General features: G+C 74.8%; 20 protein-coding genes. 9 read left to right on the top strand and 11 right to left on the bottom strand.

Annotation, left to right across the window (positions count from 1 at the left end):
- Positions 1-358: 358 nt before the first annotated feature.
- The 3 genes from ACF9IK_RS35535 to ACF9IK_RS35525 all read right to left on the bottom strand — a co-directional run bounded on the left by ACF9IK_RS35535 (position 359) and on the right by ACF9IK_RS35525 (position 2,183).
- Positions 359-778 carry an ATP-binding protein gene (locus ACF9IK_RS35535; RefSeq protein WP_395298180.1) on the bottom strand — a complete coding sequence of 140 codons (420 nt, stop codon included), beginning with the start codon at positions 776-778 and terminating at the stop codon, positions 359-361.
- A 472-nt stretch (positions 779-1,250) separates the two neighbouring features.
- Positions 1,251-1,727, bottom strand: a complete 477-nt coding sequence (locus ACF9IK_RS35530) for an ATP-binding protein (protein ID WP_395298179.1) — start codon at positions 1,725-1,727, stop codon at positions 1,251-1,253.
- A gap of 12 nt (positions 1,728-1,739) precedes the next feature.
- Entirely contained in the window at positions 1,740-2,183 is a 444-nt protein-coding gene (locus ACF9IK_RS35525) for an STAS domain-containing protein (protein WP_395298178.1), read from the bottom strand.
- A gap of 247 nt (positions 2,184-2,430) precedes the next feature.
- Here ACF9IK_RS35525 and ACF9IK_RS35520 point away from each other — a divergent pair, with 247 nt between their 5' ends.
- The gene (locus ACF9IK_RS35520) at positions 2,431-2,943 is read left to right on the top strand and encodes a DUF6328 family protein (protein ID WP_395298177.1); all 513 of its coding nucleotides are present in this window, start codon (positions 2,431-2,433) and stop codon (positions 2,941-2,943) included.
- Between the two features lie 190 nt (positions 2,944-3,133).
- Positions 3,134-3,307, top strand: coding sequence for a CsbD family protein (locus ACF9IK_RS35515; protein WP_395298176.1), 174 nt, complete (start codon positions 3,134-3,136; stop codon positions 3,305-3,307).
- Between the two features lie 78 nt (positions 3,308-3,385).
- On the opposite strand, the gene ACF9IK_RS35510 is transcribed toward ACF9IK_RS35515, so the two are convergent.
- The gene (locus ACF9IK_RS35510) at positions 3,386-5,041 is read right to left on the bottom strand and encodes an MFS transporter (protein WP_395298175.1); all 1,656 of its coding nucleotides are present in this window, start codon (positions 5,039-5,041) and stop codon (positions 3,386-3,388) included.
- Positions 5,042-5,148: 107 nt separating this feature from the next.
- Between ACF9IK_RS35510 and ACF9IK_RS35505 the strand changes: the two genes are divergently transcribed.
- Positions 5,149-5,775 (top strand): TetR/AcrR family transcriptional regulator, encoded by a 627-nt coding sequence (locus ACF9IK_RS35505; RefSeq protein WP_395298174.1) that lies wholly within the window; start codon positions 5,149-5,151, stop codon positions 5,773-5,775.
- A gap of 21 nt (positions 5,776-5,796) precedes the next feature.
- On the opposite strand, the gene ACF9IK_RS35500 is transcribed toward ACF9IK_RS35505, so the two are convergent.
- On the bottom strand, positions 5,797-6,393 hold the full coding sequence (locus ACF9IK_RS35500; RefSeq protein WP_395298173.1) for a TetR/AcrR family transcriptional regulator: 597 nt from the start codon (positions 6,391-6,393) through the stop codon (positions 5,797-5,799).
- A gap of 89 nt (positions 6,394-6,482) precedes the next feature.
- Between ACF9IK_RS35500 and ACF9IK_RS35495 the strand changes: the two genes are divergently transcribed.
- Together ACF9IK_RS35495 and ACF9IK_RS35490 are read left to right on the top strand one after the other, a co-directional pair.
- Entirely contained in the window at positions 6,483-6,911 is a 429-nt protein-coding gene (locus ACF9IK_RS35495; protein WP_395298172.1) for a nuclear transport factor 2 family protein, read from the top strand.
- A complete protein-coding gene (locus tag ACF9IK_RS35490) occupies positions 6,908-7,786 on the top strand; it encodes an NAD(P)H-binding protein (RefSeq protein WP_395298171.1) in 879 nt (292 codons plus the stop codon). Before ACF9IK_RS35495 ends, ACF9IK_RS35490 begins: the two co-directional genes overlap by 4 nt.
- 57 nt (positions 7,787-7,843) lie before the next feature.
- On the opposite strand, the gene ACF9IK_RS35485 is transcribed toward ACF9IK_RS35490, so the two are convergent.
- Positions 7,844-8,695, bottom strand: a complete 852-nt coding sequence (locus tag ACF9IK_RS35485) for a LysR family transcriptional regulator (protein WP_395298170.1) — start codon at positions 8,693-8,695, stop codon at positions 7,844-7,846.
- 81 nt (positions 8,696-8,776) lie between these two features.
- Between ACF9IK_RS35485 and ACF9IK_RS35480 the strand changes: the two genes are divergently transcribed.
- Both ACF9IK_RS35480 and ACF9IK_RS35475 read left to right on the top strand, forming a co-directional pair.
- Entirely contained in the window at positions 8,777-9,283 is a 507-nt protein-coding gene (locus ACF9IK_RS35480; RefSeq protein ID WP_395298169.1) for a cupin domain-containing protein, read from the top strand.
- Positions 9,280-9,657 (top strand): DoxX family protein, encoded by a 378-nt coding sequence (locus ACF9IK_RS35475; protein WP_395298168.1) that lies wholly within the window; start codon positions 9,280-9,282, stop codon positions 9,655-9,657. The genes ACF9IK_RS35480 and ACF9IK_RS35475 overlap by 4 nt, the downstream gene beginning before the upstream one ends.
- A 208-nt stretch (positions 9,658-9,865) precedes the next feature.
- Here ACF9IK_RS35475 and ACF9IK_RS35470 read toward each other — a convergent pair whose 3' ends face one another.
- Positions 9,866-10,537 carry a pyridoxamine 5'-phosphate oxidase family protein gene (locus ACF9IK_RS35470; protein WP_395298167.1) on the bottom strand — a complete coding sequence of 224 codons (672 nt, stop codon included), beginning with the start codon at positions 10,535-10,537 and terminating at the stop codon, positions 9,866-9,868.
- Between the two features lie 146 nt (positions 10,538-10,683).
- The gene (locus ACF9IK_RS35465) at positions 10,684-10,995 is read right to left on the bottom strand and encodes a hypothetical protein (protein WP_395298166.1); all 312 of its coding nucleotides are present in this window, start codon (positions 10,993-10,995) and stop codon (positions 10,684-10,686) included.
- 530 nt (positions 10,996-11,525) lie between these two features.
- Here ACF9IK_RS35465 and ACF9IK_RS35460 point away from each other — a divergent pair.
- Entirely contained in the window at positions 11,526-13,202 is a 1,677-nt protein-coding gene (locus ACF9IK_RS35460; RefSeq protein WP_395298775.1) for a GAF domain-containing sensor histidine kinase, read from the top strand.
- Positions 13,203-13,252: 50 nt separating this feature from the next.
- Here ACF9IK_RS35460 and ACF9IK_RS35455 read toward each other — a convergent pair whose 3' ends face one another.
- The 3 genes from ACF9IK_RS35455 to ACF9IK_RS35445 all read right to left on the bottom strand — a co-directional run bounded on the left by ACF9IK_RS35455 (position 13,253) and on the right by ACF9IK_RS35445 (position 15,475).
- A complete protein-coding gene (locus tag ACF9IK_RS35455) occupies positions 13,253-14,236 on the bottom strand; it encodes an Acg family FMN-binding oxidoreductase (RefSeq protein WP_395298165.1) in 984 nt (327 codons plus the stop codon).
- Between the two features lie 67 nt (positions 14,237-14,303).
- Positions 14,304-14,621 (bottom strand): SHOCT domain-containing protein, encoded by a 318-nt coding sequence (locus ACF9IK_RS35450; RefSeq protein WP_395298164.1) that lies wholly within the window; start codon positions 14,619-14,621, stop codon positions 14,304-14,306.
- A 158-nt stretch (positions 14,622-14,779) separates the two neighbouring features.
- Positions 14,780-15,475 carry a response regulator gene (locus ACF9IK_RS35445; protein ID WP_395298163.1) on the bottom strand — a complete coding sequence of 232 codons (696 nt, stop codon included), beginning with the start codon at positions 15,473-15,475 and terminating at the stop codon, positions 14,780-14,782.
- A gap of 215 nt (positions 15,476-15,690) precedes the next feature.
- Here ACF9IK_RS35445 and ACF9IK_RS35440 point away from each other — a divergent pair, with 215 nt between their 5' ends.
- Positions 15,691-16,512 carry a universal stress protein gene (locus ACF9IK_RS35440; protein WP_395298162.1) on the top strand — a complete coding sequence of 274 codons (822 nt, stop codon included), beginning with the start codon at positions 15,691-15,693 and terminating at the stop codon, positions 16,510-16,512.
- Positions 16,513-16,796 lie beyond the last annotated feature (284 nt).

Raw genomic sequence — 16,796 nt, 5'->3', positions numbered from 1 at the left:
GGCGGGTTGTCGGTCCGCGGGGCTTCCGACGGGCGGACACGCTCATGGGATTCCACACGAGCGCGGGCTTCCAGTGGGGTGGACACTTGCTTCTCCTGGGCATCGGGGTGAACGCCCCGCGAGACGGCGCGGCTCGCGCTCGTGCCTCGCGGGCTTCTTCCCCCAGGACCTGTGCCCGGCTTCTTCAAGCGAAGGTCCCGGTGGCACCCGGTGGGTGCGGGAACGGCGGCGGGTCGCCCGCAGCCGCCGCACGGGGTCTCCTACCCCCATGCACGACATTCAATTCATGTTTCAGATGGTTTGTTCCGATTCGTCCGGGCAGGTGTGTGCCCGTGGCGGCGTCCGACGGACGGATGCGTCAGGGCTTGTCCGGAACGTCGCCCGGCGGCAACCGCAGCTCGCACCAGACGGCCTTGCCCGGGCCCAGCGGGCGCCAGCCCCACTGCAGCGCGAGGCAGCCCAGCAGGAAGAGGCCGAGACCGCCCGGTGCCTCCACGGCCTTCGGGCGTCGAGGCACCGGCGGTCTGGAACTGGAGTCGCTCACCTCGATCCGCAACAGGCCGGGACGGCGGACGAGCAGGAGCCAGCCCGGTTCCCCGGCATGGCGGATGGCGTTGCCGACGAGTTCGGACACCAGGAGCACGGCGTCGGCTACCACGGAGGGGTCGGCCACGTCGGCCAGGAAGTCGACGGTGACGGACCGGGCGTCGGCCACCACGCCCGTCCGGTCGGACAGCGGCAGCCACCGGGCACGCGGCCCCGAAAGGGAGCGCGGCACAGCCGGCATCCGGGCCCGGCCAGGCGACCGCACCTCCCTCACACCGTCCGGTGTCATGGTGCTCGTGCTCCTCGTGGCCTCGTCCGTTTCCTCAGTCCCCGAAGATCCTCTTCGGACCGGTGCCGACCACTCTCACCCGGCCGCGTCTACCCGGACGTCCCCGCTCCTAACGTCGCGCCCGCGCCGGGACGCGGCGCGGCCGGCGGCTCCGACGGTTTGTGCCGGGGGGCACTGGGCACCCGTGCGGTCGGAAGTGGCGGCGACCTGGAGGGAGGACACCATGACCATCCCGACGCCCCCCGATCCGGACACGGAGCCGGTCCCCCACCCCTACCCCGCGCCGCGGCCCGGCGAAGGACCGGACCCGGTTCCACCGCCGATCCCCCCGTTCCCCGATCCGTTCCCCGATCCCGACCCGGCACCGCCACCGGCACCCCACCCGGGACAGCGGTGACCGGCGGCTCGGGCCCCGTCAGTTCGAGCGGGCCCGGCGGTCGAGCCGTTGGTGGTCGAGCGGGGAGGGGACCTCCAGCCAGACCAGCTTCCCGCGGCCCTCCGGCAGTGAGCCCCAGGCCCGGGCGAGCCGGTCCACCACCCGCAGGCCGTGCCCGCCGGGCCGGGCCGGGTCACCGTGCACGAGCAGGCGCGGCGGCACCGGGCTGGCGTCCGCGACCTCCACCCGCAGCCGGGCGCCGTCCCAGTGGAGGCGCAACTCCCGCGGGCCGCCCGGGGCGTGCAGGCAGGCGTTGGTGACCAGCTCGGAGACCATCAGCAGGACGTCCTCCGACACGGCGAGCTGCTCCTCGTCGGCCGCGGGCAGCCAGTGCCAGAGGAACAGTGCTGCCCGGCTGAAGTCCCGGCAGCGCTGTACCGCGCCCTCGCTGCCTGCGAGGACGAGCCGTCTGGTCTGCTCCGTACCGGCCGGCCGGGCGTCCTTCCCGGGCCTCATGCCTCGGCCCCCTCACGCCTCACCGGCGGTCGCGGGGGGCGGGCGGTCGTCGTCCCCGGACCCGGTACCGGAGCCCGGTGCCTTCAGCGCCGCCCCGCGGTCGGGGTGGATCCGCATCACGGTGTCGACCCCGGTGATCTCGAACAGCCTGGCCACGGCCGGCTGCAGGTCCGCCACCTCCAGGCTCAGCCCGGCGGCCTCGGCGTCGAGTCGGGCCCGCAGGAGGAGGTTCAGGCCGGTGGAGTCACAGAACTGCAGGTCGCCGAAGTCGACCAGGATCCGCGCGATCCCGTCGTCCACGGGCAGGGCGAGCGCCGCCCGCAGCTCGCTCGCCGTGTCGTGGTCCAGTTCGCCCCCCACCGTGACGATCCGCACCGACCCCGCCCGGCCCACCGACACCAGCAGCCTGGCATGGACTTCCTCGCCCCCGACGGGCTCATCGGCTGGCCGTGGCATGGCGGGCTCCCGGTCCGGTCGGTACGAAGACGTGCCGTCCCGACCATGATGCCGCGCGGCACGCCCGAGTGCGCGAACTTCGGGGTCCGTCGGTGCTGCCTCGGGGACGGCCGGCCCCGACGCGCGCTCGTCCTCCATGCCCGACGTTTGCCCGCCCCCGTCACGGCTACACGTACCGGCACGGCCGGTACGACGGCCGCGGACACCGGGGAGGACCACGGGCACCGGAGAGGAGGAGGCGATCACCGTGACGACACCCGACACCGGCCGGACCGCCCAGGGCCACCGGCCCCGGACCGGCCGCCGGGAGTCGCCGGACGAACGGGCCGACCGGCGCTGGGGCGACCTGCTCCAGGAGGTCCGCGTCGCCCAGACCGGCTCCCAGGTCCTCTTCGGATTCCTGCTGAGCGTCGCCTTCATGCCCCGTTTCACCCAGCTGAGCGCGTTCGACCGCGGACTGTACGTGAGCACCGTCGTCCTCGGGGCACTCGCCACGGGTGCGCTGACCGCGCCGGTCGCCTACCACCGGATCTTCGCCGGGCATCTGCTCAAGCCCCAACTGGTCGACTCTGCTGCCAGGCTGGTGGCCATCGGCCTGATCCTGCTGGCCCTGACGATCGGCTCCGCCGTGCTGCTCCTGTTGCGTGTGGCGACGGGGTCGGCGCTCGCGGGCTGGATCGCGGGAGGCGTCGTGCTCTGGTTCGCGACCTGCTGGCTGATCCTGCCGCTCCTGAAGCTGCGCCGGCACAACGGCCGCTGAACACGGCCTCCCCGGCGAAGCCGGCATCCTCCTGCCGCACCGCACCCGGGAGTCGACGACCGTCGCTCCGGGTCCTCCGGGCCCGCTGCTGCTGGAGGACCCGGGCTGAGCCCGGTGTGTGAAGTCCTCGGCCCCGGGCAGACGCCCCGGACGAGATTGGCAGTTCCCGTCGGAGTGGGAGGAGTCTGCAGTGAGCACCGCCAAGAAGATGCGGAACATGGGCGAGAAGGCCAAGGGCAAGGCCCAGGAGGCCACCGGCCGCGCCCTCGGCGACCCGGCCGCGACCGCCAGCGGCCGGGGCAGGCAGATCAAGAGCGATCTGAAGCAGGCCGGCGAGAAGGTCAAGGACGCCACCAAGCACTGAACCGGCGAACCCGCCCGGAGGCCGTGACGGCCGGCGGGCGGGTTCGCGCTCCCGGAGGCTCCGAGGTTCCGGGCGGCCTCAGCGCGCGGCCCCGCGGCCCTGACCCGGCGCGGCGTTCGGCGCGGGGCCCGTCGGCGCCGCGGAGCGGGTCGCCGCGGGGCGGGACGCAGCGGCGGCCGGCGTGCTCCGAACCGGATCCGGCGCCGCCCGGTGGGCCCGGACGACCGCCGGGGCGGCGGCGGGGGTCCGGCCGGGCAGGGCCAGGCGGGCGACGACCGCACCCGCGAGGCAGACGCCCGCGCCGACCAGGCAGGCGAGGTGGAAGGCGTCCATGAAGGAGGCCTGGACGGCGGCCAGCAGGTCCCCGCGGCCGAGGGAGGCCGCCGTGCCGAGCGCGGAGGCCACCGAGCTCTCCGCCGCACCGGCCGTCCGGGACGGCAGGCCGGCGAAGGGCCCGTCGGCGAGCCGGCTCGCGTAGAGGGAGGTGAAGACGGACCCGAGGACCGCGACGCCGAGCGTGCCGCCGGCCTCACGGGTGGCGTCGTTGACCGCCGAACCGACCCCGGCCTTGGCCGGCGGCAACACGCTCAGGATCGACTCGGTGGCCGGGGCGGTGGTGAGCCCGAGGCCCAGGCCGAGCAGCACCATCTGACCGACGACCTGGAGGTACGGGGCGAAGGCCGACGAGGCGGCGATCCACGCGAACGAGGCGCCGAGCATCGCGAGGCCGGCCGTGACCACGGCCCGGGTGCCCACCCTCGTCGCCAGGGCGACGCCGCCGAGCGAGCCGAGCGCGATGGTCAGCGCGACCGGCAGCACGCGGACACCGGTCGCGAGCGTGCCGTAGCCGCGGATGAACTGGAAGTACTGGGTCACCAGGAAGATGAAGCCGAACAGGGCGAAGAAGGCGAGGGTGACCGAACCGCTGGCGGCCGAGAAGGCCGGGGTCCGGAAGAGCGTCACGTCGATCATCGGGTCGGCCCGGCCCCGCTCGACGACGATGAACGCGGCGGTGAGCGCGACCGCGGCGGCGAAGCCCGCCACCGTCGCGGGGGCGCCCCAGCCTCGGCTGGGCGCCTCGATGATCGTGTAGACCAGGACGCCGACGGCCGCCGAGGACGTGGCCAGCCCGGGCACGTCCAGGCGCGCCGAGGCCGGGCTGCTGGACTCGGGCACCCAGGCCCAGGCCGCCCCCAGGGCGACCAGGGTCACCGGCACCAGGGCCAGGAAGACCGAGGGCCAGCCGAAGTGGGCCAGCAGCAGGCCGCCGGCCACCGGGCCCACCGCGACACCGAGACCGGTGACCGCACCCCAGACCCCGACCGCCTTCGCGCGGGAGCGGCGGTCGGGAAAGGTGTTGGTGATCACCGACAGGGTGGTGGGGAAGATGGCCGCCGCACACGCGCCCATCACGAAGCGCACCGCCACCAGTGCGGCGGGCGAACCGGCTGCGGCGCCCAGCGCGCTGGTGGCGGCGAAGCCGGCCAGCCCCACCAGCAGGGCGGGCCGGCGGCCGAACCGGTCGCCGAGCGAGCCCGCCGTCAGCACCAGCGCGGCGAAGGCCAGGTTGTAACCGTCGACGACCCACTGCAGGTCACGGGTGGTGGCGTCCAGCTGCCGGCTCAGGTCGGGCAGTGCGACGTTGACGATCGTCGTGTCCAGGTTGATCGCGAACGCCGCCAGGCAGACCGTGGCCAGGACGAGCAGGCGTCGGCGAGGGGTGAGGGCGGGCATGAGAGGCTCCATCCGCCAGGCATGTTGACAGTGGGAACATGCGCTGATTGACACGCTTCCACCCGAAGTGGACACTGTCAACACGCGGCAGGAAATGCGGTGGAACCTTGGAGAACCGGACATACCACCACGGCAACCTAGGCGAGGCCCTGGTCACCGCCGGCGTCACCCTCGCCCGCTCGGGCGGGCCGGATGCGGTCGTCCTGCGCGCCGCCAGCCGCGAGGCGGGCGTCTCCCACAACGCCGCCTACCGGCACTTCGCCAGCCACGAGGACCTGCTCGCCGCGGTCGCGGCCCGCTGCATGGAGCAGCTCGGCCGGCTGATGCTCGAACGCGCCGCCGAGGCCGGCGCCGCCGAGGCCGACGCCGGACCCGAGGCCCGCGCCCGGGCCCGGCTGGAAGCGATCGGCCGCGCCTACGTCGACTTCGCCCTCACCGAGCACGGCTGGTTCCGCACCGCGTTCTGCGGTGCCGCCCCCAGCCCCGAGCGTCACCCCCCGACGCGCCCCGAGCCCGGCACCGACCCGTACCTGCTCCTCGCCGCCCGCCTCGACGAGCTCGTCGACGCCGGCGTCCTCCCGCCCGAGCGGCGACCCGGCGCGGAGTACGCCGCCTGGTCCGCCGTCCACGGGCTCGCCCACCTGCTCACCGACGGGCCCCTGCACGACCTGCCCCCCGAGGAGGTCCGCCGCGCCGTCGACACCGTCCTCGCGGCCGTCGCCCGCGGCCTCTGACCGGCCGGGGCCGACGGCCGGTCACCCGGACGCGGCGCCGATCACCGAGGCCGTGAACTCGGCCAGGTCGGCACGCAGTTCCTCGCGGGGCACGCTCTTCTCACCGGCCAGGTACCCGACCAGATCGGCCCGCGTGGCGGCGAGCAGGGCGTGCGCGGCGAAGTCCGCCGGGCCGGCGCCGGCCCGCCCCGGCAGCTGCTCCAGGAGGTCCCGGAGCAGGGCGTGCCAGCGCTCGTAGTGCTCGGTGCGGTAGGGACTGTCCGCACCGTTCCGCTCCAGGGCCAGCGCGAGGTGCCGGTTGTCCAGCTTGAAGCAGAGCAGCGCGTCGAGCAGGGCCGGCACCCGCACCGGCGGCGGGGTGTCGGGCCCCAGCGGCGGCAGGCCCTCCGCGACCGCCGTGGCGAGCGGTTCGAGCCGCGCCGCGTACAGCGCGCGGATCAGCCCCGTGCGGTCGCCGAACGCGCGGAAGAGCGTCCCCTTCCCCACGCCGGCCGCCGCCGCGATGTCGGCCATGGTGACGTCCTCGGGACTCCCGCAGTCGGCGAAGAGGGCGTCGGCGGCCACGAAGACGGCCTCCCGGTTGCGGGTCGCGTCCTTCCGCGGCTTGCGCTCGGTCATGGGGCACCTCCGATTGCGATACGGACCGACGGTCCGTATTCTTCGAGAAGCGGACCGCTGGTCCGCATCTTACGCGACGGAGGACCCCCATGACCGAGACCACCTCCCCGGCGGAGCTCTACCGCCACAGCCTGCGCCTGCTCCTGGCCAAGGACATCCCAGGCTGGGTCGGCCTGTGGGCCGAGCACGGCGTCATGGAGTTCCCCTTCGCGCCCCCGGGCCGACCCCGGCGGCTGGAGGGGCGCGCGGCCGTCGCCGACTACATCCGCGACTACCCGGACCACATCGACCTGCACGACTTCCCCGACCTGCGGATCCACGAGACCACCGACGACGGCACCATCGTGGTCGAGATGCGCGGCGTGGGCCGCGTGGTGGCCACCGGCGCGCCCTTCGACATGACGTACATCGCCGTGGTGACCGTCGAGGACGGCCGCTTCACCGCCTACCGCGACTACTGGAACCCGCTCGCCGTCGAGCAGCCCGGCCTGGACCTCGCGGGGCGCGGCGCGCGATGACCGACACCACCGACTCCCCCACCACCCCAGCCGCGTCCGCCACCGCCCTGGTCGTCGGGGCCACCGGGACCACCGGCCGCCGCACCGCCGCCGGGCTGGTCGCCGCAGGATGCCGCGTGCGGGCCGCCGGCCGGAGCGCGACCCCGCTCCCGGGCACCGAACCGGTCCGCTTCGACTGGTACGACCCCGCCACCCACGCCGGTGCCCTCGACGGCGCCGACCGCGTCTACCTCGTCCCGCCGGTCGGCGATCCGGACCCGGCCGCGGTCATGCTGCCGTTCCTGCGGCGGGCCCGGGCCGCCGGCGTGCGGCGCGCGGTGCTGCTCAGCTCCTCGGCCGTCCCCGAGGGGGGCCCTGCGGTGGGCCGGGTCCACGCGGCCCTGCCCGGTCTGTTCGACGCCTGGGCGGTGCTGCGGCCGTCCTGGTTCATGCAGAACTTCACCGGCACGCACACCCACGCCGAGGGCATCCGCTCCCACGGCACCATCCTGACCGCCGCCGGGGACGGCCGGATCGGGTTCGTCGATGCCGAGGACATCGCGGCGGTCGCGGTCCGGGCGCTGCTCGACGGCCGGGCGCCCGACACCGACCTGGTGCTGACCGGACCGCAGGCGCTCAGCCACGACGAGATCGCCGCCGTGCTCACCGAGGTCACCGGCCGCCCCGTCGTCCACCGCCGGCTGTCGTACGAGCAGCTGCGGGACCGTCTGGCCGCGCAGGTGGCACCGGAGTTCGCCGCGATGCTGGCCCGCATGGACCTCGCCATCGCCGAGGGCGCCGAGGACCGCACCACCGACACCGTCCTCCGACTCACCGGCCGCCCGTCGACCGGCTTCCGTGCCGTCGCCGAACGGGAGCTGGCCGCCCGCACCTGACCCGTGCGGTGCCCGCCCCGCCCCGGCCCGCGGAGGTCACGACGGCGTGACCGGCCGTCAGTCGCGGTAGGCCGCCGCGGCGATCCGGACGAAGGAGCCGATCAGCGGGTTCGGGTCGCTCCGGTTCCACGCCACGACCACGCGGCTCGGCGGCATGTCGACGACCGGAACCACGGCCAGCTCCCCCTGCGGGCGGTGCCCGAGCGGGGTCATCCCGACGGTGCCGTTCCAGAGCACCGCCTGCAGGCACTCCTGGACGGCGCGCACCACCGGCCCCTGCCGCGGCGCGGCGCCGTGCCAGTACGCCTGCCAGATCGGATCGGTGCCGTCCGGGAAGCGGAACCACCGCCGATCGGCCAGGTCCGCCAGTTCCAGGTGCGCACGGCGGGCCAGCGGATCATCGGCCCGCAGCACCGCGCCGACCGGGTCGGCCCGCAGCTCGCGCACCTCCAGGCCGGTCCCGTCGAAGGGAGCCCGGGTGAGCGCCACGTCGACCGGGCCGGCGCGCAGCCCGCAGGTGGGGTCGGTCAGGTCGGTCTCACGGATGCGGACCTCCGTGCCCGGGTGCTGCCGGCGGTACGCGGCCGCGAGTCTGGCCACCCCGGTGTCGGAACTGTCGCCGAGGATGCCGACGGTCAGCGTCGCGGGGCCGGCCGCCGCGGCGATCCTGGCGTGCACCCGCTCGGCCCGGTCGAGCAGTTCCCGCGCCTCCTCCAGCAGCGCCACCCCGGCCGGGGTGAGCGTGACGCCCGAGGCGGAGCGGTGCAGCAGAACAACACCGAGCCGGGCCTCCAACTGCTTGATCGCCCGGCTCAGCGGAGGCTGGCTCATGTGCAACCGGGCGGCGGCGCGGCCGAAGTGGAGTTCCTCGGCCACCGCCACGAAGTACCGCAGCGAACGCAGCTCCATGCTGCGACGATACCCGTACGGTATCGACCGCCGCGGAACAGGTCTTGGACAGCCCCCGTGCCCCGGCATTGCAATCGACACATGACCGACGAACCGAACACCAGCACACCACCGTCCGTCCCCGCCGTCTCGGTGGTGGGCCCGGACGACGGCGAGACCGTCCTCCTGGGCACGGTCCGGATGCGGATCCTGGAGGACGGCAGCACCACCGGGCACCGCCTCGGGATCGCCGAGTCCGTCCTCGCCCCGCACACGCCCGGACCGCCGCAGCACCGCCACGCCGGCCACGACGAGGGCTTCTACATCGTCTCGGGCACGGTGCGGTTCACCGTCGGGGACGGGAACCACGACGCGACCGCCGGCACCCTGGTCATGGTCCCGCCGGGGGCTCCGCACACCTTCGCCAACCTGAGCGACGAACCGGCCGTCATGCTCAGCACGTTCACGCCGGACCTGTACGTGCAGTACTTCCGGGACCTGCGGGACCTCCACGCCGACGGCGACGCGGTGACGCCGCAGGCGCACCTGCGGGTGATGGGCCGCTACGCCACCGAGCCCGTCGCCGGCGTGGACCGGACGTCGTCGTGAACGCCGTGCACTGGAACGCCGCGTACTGGGTCGTCGCCGTGCCGCTCGCCCTCTTCTACCTCTACGCGGGCGGGTTGAAGGCGGTTCGAAGCCGTGAGCAGTTGCTGCCGATGATGGCCTGGGTGGACAGCACGCCGATGCCGACCGTCCGGACGCTCGGAGCGGTCGAAGTGCTCGGCGCAGCCGGCCTGGTCCTCCCGCCGCTGACCGGGATCGCCCCGTCCGTCGCCCTGGCCGCGGCCGTCGGCTTCACGCTCCTGCAGATCGCCGCGACCGGCGTCCACCTGCGCCGCGGGGACCGCCGGATCGGCCTCAACGCGGCCCTGCTGCTCGCCGCCGTCGCGACCGTCCCGTTGGCGACCGCTCGGCTGTGATCCCGGACACGGGTTCCGGCTGCGGCCACGCCTCGGAAGGTGGCACGGGCGTGACGCCCTGGGCCGACCAGTTCTGCTCCGTCGTGACGATCACGCCCTCGGCCGGGCGGTCGTGGAGCGGCAGGCACACTTTGCCGGGCCCGGCCGGAATCGGTGCCCGGCTCCGTGGCCCGCCGCAGCCCCACTCCGTGAAGTCGTTCGCCCGTGGTCATCCGCTGCCGATACGGCGACCGGTGATCTCGTCGGGGCGGATCCGCACCCACTGGGCGCGGCTGCCGCCCGCCCACGGGGCGGTGCCGGGCAGCAGGGAGAGCCGCTCCCGCTCGTCGGGGTCCTCGACGTGGTGGGCCTCGCCGAGGATCAACACGCTCCAGCCCTGGCTCATCCGGTCGTCGATGTGGTCCACCTGGAAGGAGACCGGCGAACCGTCGGGCGGAGCGGCGGCTCCGCGGGCGGATGTGCGGTAGACGATCGTCCCGGCGTCCACCGCGTAGTTGACCGGGAAGACGGCCGGCGCGGGCTGGACGGGCAGACCGACCCGGCCGATGCCGTGGGTGCCGACCAGGTCCCAGCACTCGGGCTCGGTCAGGTGCAGGAGCAGCGGTCGGGGGCCGGGGTCGCCCTGCCCCGGCGGGGCGTCGGCGCGGCCTTCGAGCAGGTCCGACCAGGTCATCCGGAGCGCGGCGGCGATCCGCACGAACCCGGCCGGGTCGAACGCCGGACCGACGTCCAGGAGGTGCCGCAGGTAGCGGGGTGCCATGGCGGCCTGGTAGGCCAGCATCTCGTCGGTCAGACCGAGCTGGTCGCGGCGCTCGCGGACGCGGCGGGCGACGGCGGCCGGCTCGGCCCGCTGGACGGCTTCGGGTTCTGGGGTGTTCATCCTCTGCTCCTCGGATCGCCGGTGCCCGCGGGCACCGTCCGACCTCGTCCGGTCCGGCCCGGTCTCGTTCGGCCTCGTTCCGGCATCGCCGGCACTCGTCCGTTCTGGTCCTCCGTCGTCCCGCCCCGCCGCCCCGGCCGCCCGGCTCAGGTCCGGAAGAGCACGGCCTTGAGGGCACTGTTCGCGCCGGCGCCGGCGAAGACGTCGTGGGCCTCCTGCATCTCGTCGAGGCCGGAGCGGTGGGTGACCGGCCCGGCGACGTCCAGCCGGCCGGCCGCCGTCACGTCGAGCAGCAGCGGGGCGTCCTCGGGGCCGCGGACGGCGGGGTCGGGGACGGCGGGGTCGGGGACGGCGGGGTCGGGGACGGCGGGGCCGCGGACGGCGGGGTCGGGGACGGCGGGGTCGGGGACCTCGCCCCGGGTGCGGCGGGTCGGGCCGTGATACGTCAGTGCCTTCATGCCCTGCTCACTCCTCTCGGGCGCCTCGGGGCATCGGCCGTGTACGCCGGGCGGGGCGGGCACCCCGGTGCCACTCCGGCGCGTCGCACACGCCTCGCAAGCCTCTCCCAGACCCCCGGCGGGCGCCTCCCGGACGCGCCTCCCGGACGGCCGGGCGGCAACACCGGAAGCCACCGGCCCGGTTCCACCCGCCCTTCCAGCGTTCCGCCGGGTGTCGGGCCCCGCCAGGGGCCGCGCGGCCCCCGGCCCGGGCCGATCGGCCCTGCGCGCGTCCGACGGCCGCCCGGCGCCGCGGGCCGCCGGTCTCTAGGCTGGTCAGTGGCGAGCACGTCCCAGGCCGGCCGGTCAGCGGCCGGGGGCTCCTCGGTGCGGGCCGTTCAGTGGTGTCGGGCGAGCCACGGAGGATTCCCTTGGGCAGCACAGCGCAGCATTCGGAGCGTCCGGAGCAACCGGAGGGTCCGGACTTTCCGGACCCTCAAGACGGTCCGAAGCACCCGGAAGGTCCGGAGAGACCCGCCCCCGTACCCAGGCTGCGGCTCGACGACCTGCTGGACGAGCTCCAGGCCCGGCTGGACGCGGCCCGCGGCACGCGCGACCGGGTGCACAGCCTGCTGGAGGCGGTGCTGGCGGTCGGGCGTGACCTGGAGCTCGAACAGGCGCTGCGCCACATCGTGGAGGCGGCGGTGACCCTGGTGGACGCCCAGTACGGTGCACTCGGCGTGATCGGCGAGGACCGGCGGCTCTCCCAGTTCATCCCGGTCGGGGTCTCCCAGGAGCAGGTCCGGATGATCGGATCCCTGCCCTCCGGGCACGGGGTGCTGGGCGAGCTGATCCGCCGCCCCGAGCCGCTGCGGCTGGCGCGGATCTCCGACCACCCGGCCTCCTACGGCTTCCCGGCCCACCATCCGCCGATGCAGTCCTTCCTCGGGGTGCCGATCCGTGTCCGGGAGAAGGTGTTCGGCAATCTCTACCTCACCGAGAAGCGGGGCGGCGGGGAGTTCGACGCCGAGGACGAGTCGGTGCTCGCCACCCTCGCCGTCGCCGCCGGGGTCGCCATCGACAACGCCCGTCTGTACGAGCGGGCGCGGCTGCGCGAGCGGTGGCTACAGGCGAGCGCAGAGGTCACCAACGGGCTGCTGTCGGGGCAGGCGGAGCAGGACGTCCTCGACCTGCTGGTCACCCGGGCGGCCGAGGTCGCCGGCGCGGACCTGGCGGTGGTCGCCCTCCCGCTCCCGGAGACCGAGGAGCTGGAGGTGCGGATCGCCTCCGGTCTCGGCGAGCAGCAGCACCGCGGCCTGGTCGTCCCCGTCGACGGGTCCTTCGTCGGCGCCGCCGTGCGCACCGGCGGGCTCGTGGTCAGCACCGATGCCCGCAAGGACCCGCGGATCACCGCCGGCCCGCCCTTCTGGGAGGGCCTCGGCCCGGCCGTCGCCGTGCCGATCGGCACTCCCGAGCACGGGGTACGCGGCGTCCTGATGCTGGCCCGGGCGGCCGGCGCCGCGCTGTTCGGCGAGGACGAGTCCGCTCCGCTGCTGGGCTTCGCGGGCCAGGCGGCGGTGGCCATGGAGCTCGCCGAGCGACGCCGCGACTCCGAGCGGGTGGCACTGCTGCAGGAGCGCGACCGGATCGCCCGCGACCTGCACGACCTGGCGATCCAGCGGCTCTTCGCCACCGGCATGACCCTCCAGGGCGCCACCCGTTTCATCGATCACCCGGAGGCCGCCGACCGTGTGCAGCGGGCCATCGACGACCTGGACGACACGGCCAGGACGATCCGCGCCACCATCTTCGGCCTGCGCGTGCGGGAGACCGGCCCGGCCGCCACCGGGCTGCGCACCCGGGTGGTCGAGGTGGTCGAGCGGGCTTCCCGGACGCTCGGCTTCACCCCGTCCGTCCGGATGACCGGCCTGCTCGACGTCACCGTGCCCGCCGAGACCTCCGACGCCGCCGTCGCCGTGCTGGAGGAGGCGCTCTCCAACGCCGCCCGGCACGCCGACGCCCACGCGGTCGAGGTGACGATCAGCGCGGGGTCGGAGCTGTCGCTGACCGTGACGGACGACGGTGTCGGCCTTCCCGCCGGCGGCCGCCGCAGCGGCCTCGCCAACCTGGCCGACCGGGCCGCCGCCCTCGGCGGCACCTTCACCGCCCGCCGCCGCCCCGAAGGCGGCACCGAACTCCTGTGGCGGGTCCCGCTGCCGGCAGACTGAGCCGAGGCCGTCACCGCCCCCGCAGCAGCCCCCGGGCCCTCCGGCTCTCCCTACCCCTCCGGATCCAGCACGTCCCGGGGCGCGAGGCGCGGCGTGGCGGCGCCCTCCGGGCCGTAGCCGAGGCGGATCAGCATCTGGACGTGGCCCGGCCGCTGGTGCGGCTCACGGGTGGCCCAGCGCAGGTACGGCCATTCCATCGCCTGGTGCAGCAGCGAAGCCCGGACGCCGTGGACGGTGGCGGCGAGCAGGACGTGTTCCAGGGCGATCCCGGCGCGCAGCCAGTCCACGGGTCGGTCGTGCGCGGTGGAGAGCACCGCGATCCGGGGCTCGCGCTCGAAGGTGGCGGGGTTCCGGTGCTCGGCGGCCCGGATCGCGGCGAAGTCTCGCATCGGCACCTGCCCGGTGCGGTCCTGCGGGCCCAGCGCGCGGGACGGGATGCCGTAGGGCAGAAGGTCGCCGCTGTGGACCCAGCTGCGGCTCTCGTCCAGCGCGGCGGCGTCGGTGGTGTTGCGCCGCTCGGCCTCGGCGGTGATCTCCAGCAGCCGGGCGGTCTCCTCCTGGTCGGGGAGGCCCAGGGCCGCGTCCTCCGTGCGGGCGGCGGTCACCAGCTCGTCCAGGACGGCCGGCGGGACGGGTTCTCCGGTGAACGGGGTGCGGATGGTGTGGCGGTGCCAGATCGCCTCGTACAGGTCGTCGGTACCGGGGGCCCTGGCCAGGGCCGAGACGTCCAGCTCGACGGTGGCGAAGAGGTCCGGTTCGGCCGGGTCGGGCAGCAGCCGCACCTGCGGTGCCCAGCCGAGGTACCGGGCGGCGACACACAGGTTCAGCACGGCCGCACCGACCGAGATGTGCATGGCCCGGCCCTGCGGGTCGGCGGCCGGGACGGCCCGCTCGCGGGCGGCGCGGACCTCCAGGATCGAGGTCTCCGGTTGGAGCCTGAAGTGCCAGGGCTGGCTGTTGTGGATCGAGGGGGCGGCGACCGCCGCGGAGACCAGCTTCTCCAACGCGGCGGCGTCGAGGGCGAGGGTGGACATGACCGTCTCCTCCGGCCTCCGGGGTCGCATGCCCCGGGATCGGGTGTCCGGGTCGGGTTGGGCCGCCTCACCGGCCGGAGGGCGGGGGCTCCGGCGGCGGGCCGCCGCGCAGGACGTCCATGCGCCGGCGGTACTCGTCGGGCTCGATCTCGCCGCGCGCGAGGCGTTCGGCGAGCAGTTGCTCGGGGGTGGGACGCCCTGGCGCACCGCCCGCGGGCGGCTGGGGCGGCGGGTCATAGGCGGCCGGGCGGTGCTGGGAGGCGTGACCGAGGTACCGGACCAGGGCCACCACCCCGAAGATCAGCAGGCCCCAGAAGAGCAGCATCGTCACGGTCATCAGGCCGAGACCCCAGCCGTTCATCCCGTGGTCGTTCCAGTACATCATCGCGGCCTCCTCGGCCGGGCCCGCGGGGCGTGTCCGCCCCACTTCCACCGTGCGGCCTGTGCCGGGGGCACCGCATGGGCCGTTCGGCTCAATCCGCCGGCCCGAGGGGCACCACGCCGGGGTTCCGTCGACCCCGAGCCCGGTACGGGCACCCCTGCTCAGTGCGGGTGGTGGCGGTGCTGCTCCGGATCGACGTGCGCCGCGAGGACGGCCGCCTGGAGGCGGCGCTCCACGCCGAGCTTGGCGAGCAGCCGCGAGACATGGTTCTTGACCGTCTTCTCGGCGAGGTAGAGCTCCTGGCCGATCTGCCGGTTGGTCTTGCCCTCCCCCACCAGGGCCAGGATCTCCCGCTCGCGCGGGGTCAGCGCGGCGAGCGCGGCCTCCGTCTCGCTCTCCTCGTGGTGGCGCAGGCTCTCCATCAGCTTGCGGGTGGTCGCCGGGTCGAGCATGGACTGCCCGGACGCCACCGTGCGCACCGCGCTCACCAGGTCGGTGCCCTTGACCTGCTTCAGCACGTACCCGGCCGCACCGGCCATGATCGCGTCGAGCAGGGCGTCGTCGTCGTCGAACGAGGTCAGCATGAGGCAGGCCAGCCCGGGCAGGCGGTCCCGAAGCTCCCGGCAGACGGTGACCCCGTCGCCGTCCGGCAGCCGCACGTCGAGGATCGCGACGTCCGGGCGCAGCGCCGGGATGCGGGCCAGCGCCTGCGCGCAGGTGGCCGCCTCGCCGGCGACCTCGATGTCGGGCTCCGCCTCCAGCAGGTCCCGCACCCCGCGCCGGACCACCTCGTGGTCGTCCAACAGGAACACCCGCACCGGCTGATCCCCCGTCGCCGCCGGGTCGCTCGCGTCCATCGCCTGCTCCCTGGGTCGCCGGGCCGGTCACCCCACCGATTCTCCGCGCCGGACCGGCCGGCCGCACCAGCGAACGCCTGCGCGCCCGTCCCCTCCGCCCCCGCGCCAGGCCGTCCCTCCGCCCGCCCGGCCACCCGACCGGCGGCGTACCGGGAGCGGGCATAGCCTGGATCCACCGGCCGACCGGCGCTGCGCCGCGAACTGGAGGATGCGCCTTGAACGGACCCGTCACCGTGGGGATCGACGCATCGGAGCCGAGCGAGGCCGCCCTCGACTGGGCCGCCGAGGAGGCGACGCTACGACAGCTCACGCTGCGTCTCGTGCGCGCCCCCGAACTGCCCTCCGGCCGGGAGGAGGACGGAGCCCTGCTGGCCGTCGAGCGCGCCCGGGTCGCAGCCCTGCACCCGAGGCTTCTGGTCACCGCCGACCTCGTGGACGGCAAGCCGCGCGAAGTCCTCACCGCGGCAGCGCAGGAGGCGACACTGCTGGTCGTCGGTGCCCGCGGCTCGGGCGGATTCCCCGAACTCCTCCTCGGCTCGACGACCCTCCACGTGGCCGCGCAGGCCCCCTGCCCGGTCGTCGTGGTCCGCACCGCCGAACCGGCGGCCGACCCCGCCGTGGTGGTCGGCGTCGAGGGCGAGGAGCACGAGGAACCGGTGCTCGCGTACGCCTTCCTGGCGGCCCGGCGGCTGGCGCTTCCGCTGTACGTCGTCCACGCCTGGGCCTATCCGCTCCTGATGGGCCCAGGCCACGAAGTCCCGCTGGTGTACGAGGAGTCGCACATCGAGGGCGAGCACAAGCGGATGCTCGGCGAGGTGCTGGTGGGCTGGCGGGAGCGCTTCCCGGACGTCTCCGTGACCACGACCCTCGCCCGCTCCAGCCCGGCGAAGGAACTGGTGTCCGCCTCGTCCGGCCGCACGCTCCTCGTCGTCGGCCGCCACGGCAGCCCCCGCGGCCCCTTCGGCCGACTCGGCTCCACCAGCCAGGCCGTCGTCCAGCACGCCGAATGCCCCGTCGTCGTCGTCCCGACGACCTGAGCCGGCCCCTCGGACAGATGGACACGACGAGGAGTCGACTCTCCTGATCGATCAGTAGATCGACTTCTGTCGACGATGCCCGGGGGCGATCCTCGCCGACGGAGCCGGCTGTGACTGCGATCGATAGAGTGCGAATGCGGGCTGTAGTTTGCGAGCGGCGGTCGGGGGCCAGTCGAGTCACGTTGAGTAGTGGTCAAGTATGGTCTCTGGCAGCGCTGAGGTGTGTGGCCGTTGTGCTGTGTGCGGGGGGTCTTCGGCTGGGGCCTTGATCGGGACCACGCGCA

The sequence above is a fragment of the Kitasatospora hibisci genome (genome assembly GCF_043950205.1).
GTDB lineage: Bacteria > Actinomycetota > Actinomycetes > Streptomycetales > Streptomycetaceae > Kitasatospora > Kitasatospora hibisci.
This window is presented reverse-complemented; position numbering and strand designations above follow the sequence as displayed.

Excerpts from the sequence above, each read along its gene's own strand:
- ACF9IK_RS35455 (WP_395298165.1), bottom strand. The coding sequence starts at position 14,236 with ATGTCCACCCTCGCCCTCGACGCCGCCGCGTTGGAGAAGCTGGTCTCC.
- ACF9IK_RS35480 (WP_395298169.1), top strand. The coding sequence starts at position 8,777 with ATGACCGACGAACCGAACACCAGCACACCACCGTCCGTCCCCGCCGTC.
- ACF9IK_RS35510 (WP_395298175.1), bottom strand. The coding sequence starts at position 5,041 with ATGCCCGCCCTCACCCCTCGCCGACGCCTGCTCGTCCTGGCCACGGTC.
- ACF9IK_RS35445 (WP_395298163.1), bottom strand. The coding sequence starts at position 15,475 with ATGGACGCGAGCGACCCGGCGGCGACGGGGGATCAGCCGGTGCGGGTG.
- ACF9IK_RS35500 (WP_395298173.1), bottom strand. The coding sequence starts at position 6,393 with ATGACCGAGCGCAAGCCGCGGAAGGACGCGACCCGCAACCGGGAGGCC.
- ACF9IK_RS35490 (WP_395298171.1), top strand. The coding sequence starts at position 6,908 with ATGACCGACACCACCGACTCCCCCACCACCCCAGCCGCGTCCGCCACC.
- ACF9IK_RS35465 (WP_395298166.1), bottom strand. The coding sequence starts at position 10,995 with ATGAAGGCACTGACGTATCACGGCCCGACCCGCCGCACCCGGGGCGAG.
- ACF9IK_RS35525 (WP_395298178.1), bottom strand. The coding sequence starts at position 2,183 with ATGCCACGGCCAGCCGATGAGCCCGTCGGGGGCGAGGAAGTCCATGCC.
- ACF9IK_RS35530 (WP_395298179.1), bottom strand. The coding sequence starts at position 1,727 with ATGAGGCCCGGGAAGGACGCCCGGCCGGCCGGTACGGAGCAGACCAGA.
- ACF9IK_RS35495 (WP_395298172.1), top strand. The coding sequence starts at position 6,483 with ATGACCGAGACCACCTCCCCGGCGGAGCTCTACCGCCACAGCCTGCGC.
- ACF9IK_RS35485 (WP_395298170.1), bottom strand. The coding sequence starts at position 8,695 with ATGGAGCTGCGTTCGCTGCGGTACTTCGTGGCGGTGGCCGAGGAACTC.
- ACF9IK_RS35470 (WP_395298167.1), bottom strand. The coding sequence starts at position 10,537 with ATGAACACCCCAGAACCCGAAGCCGTCCAGCGGGCCGAGCCGGCCGCC.
- ACF9IK_RS35450 (WP_395298164.1), bottom strand. The coding sequence starts at position 14,621 with ATGATGTACTGGAACGACCACGGGATGAACGGCTGGGGTCTCGGCCTG.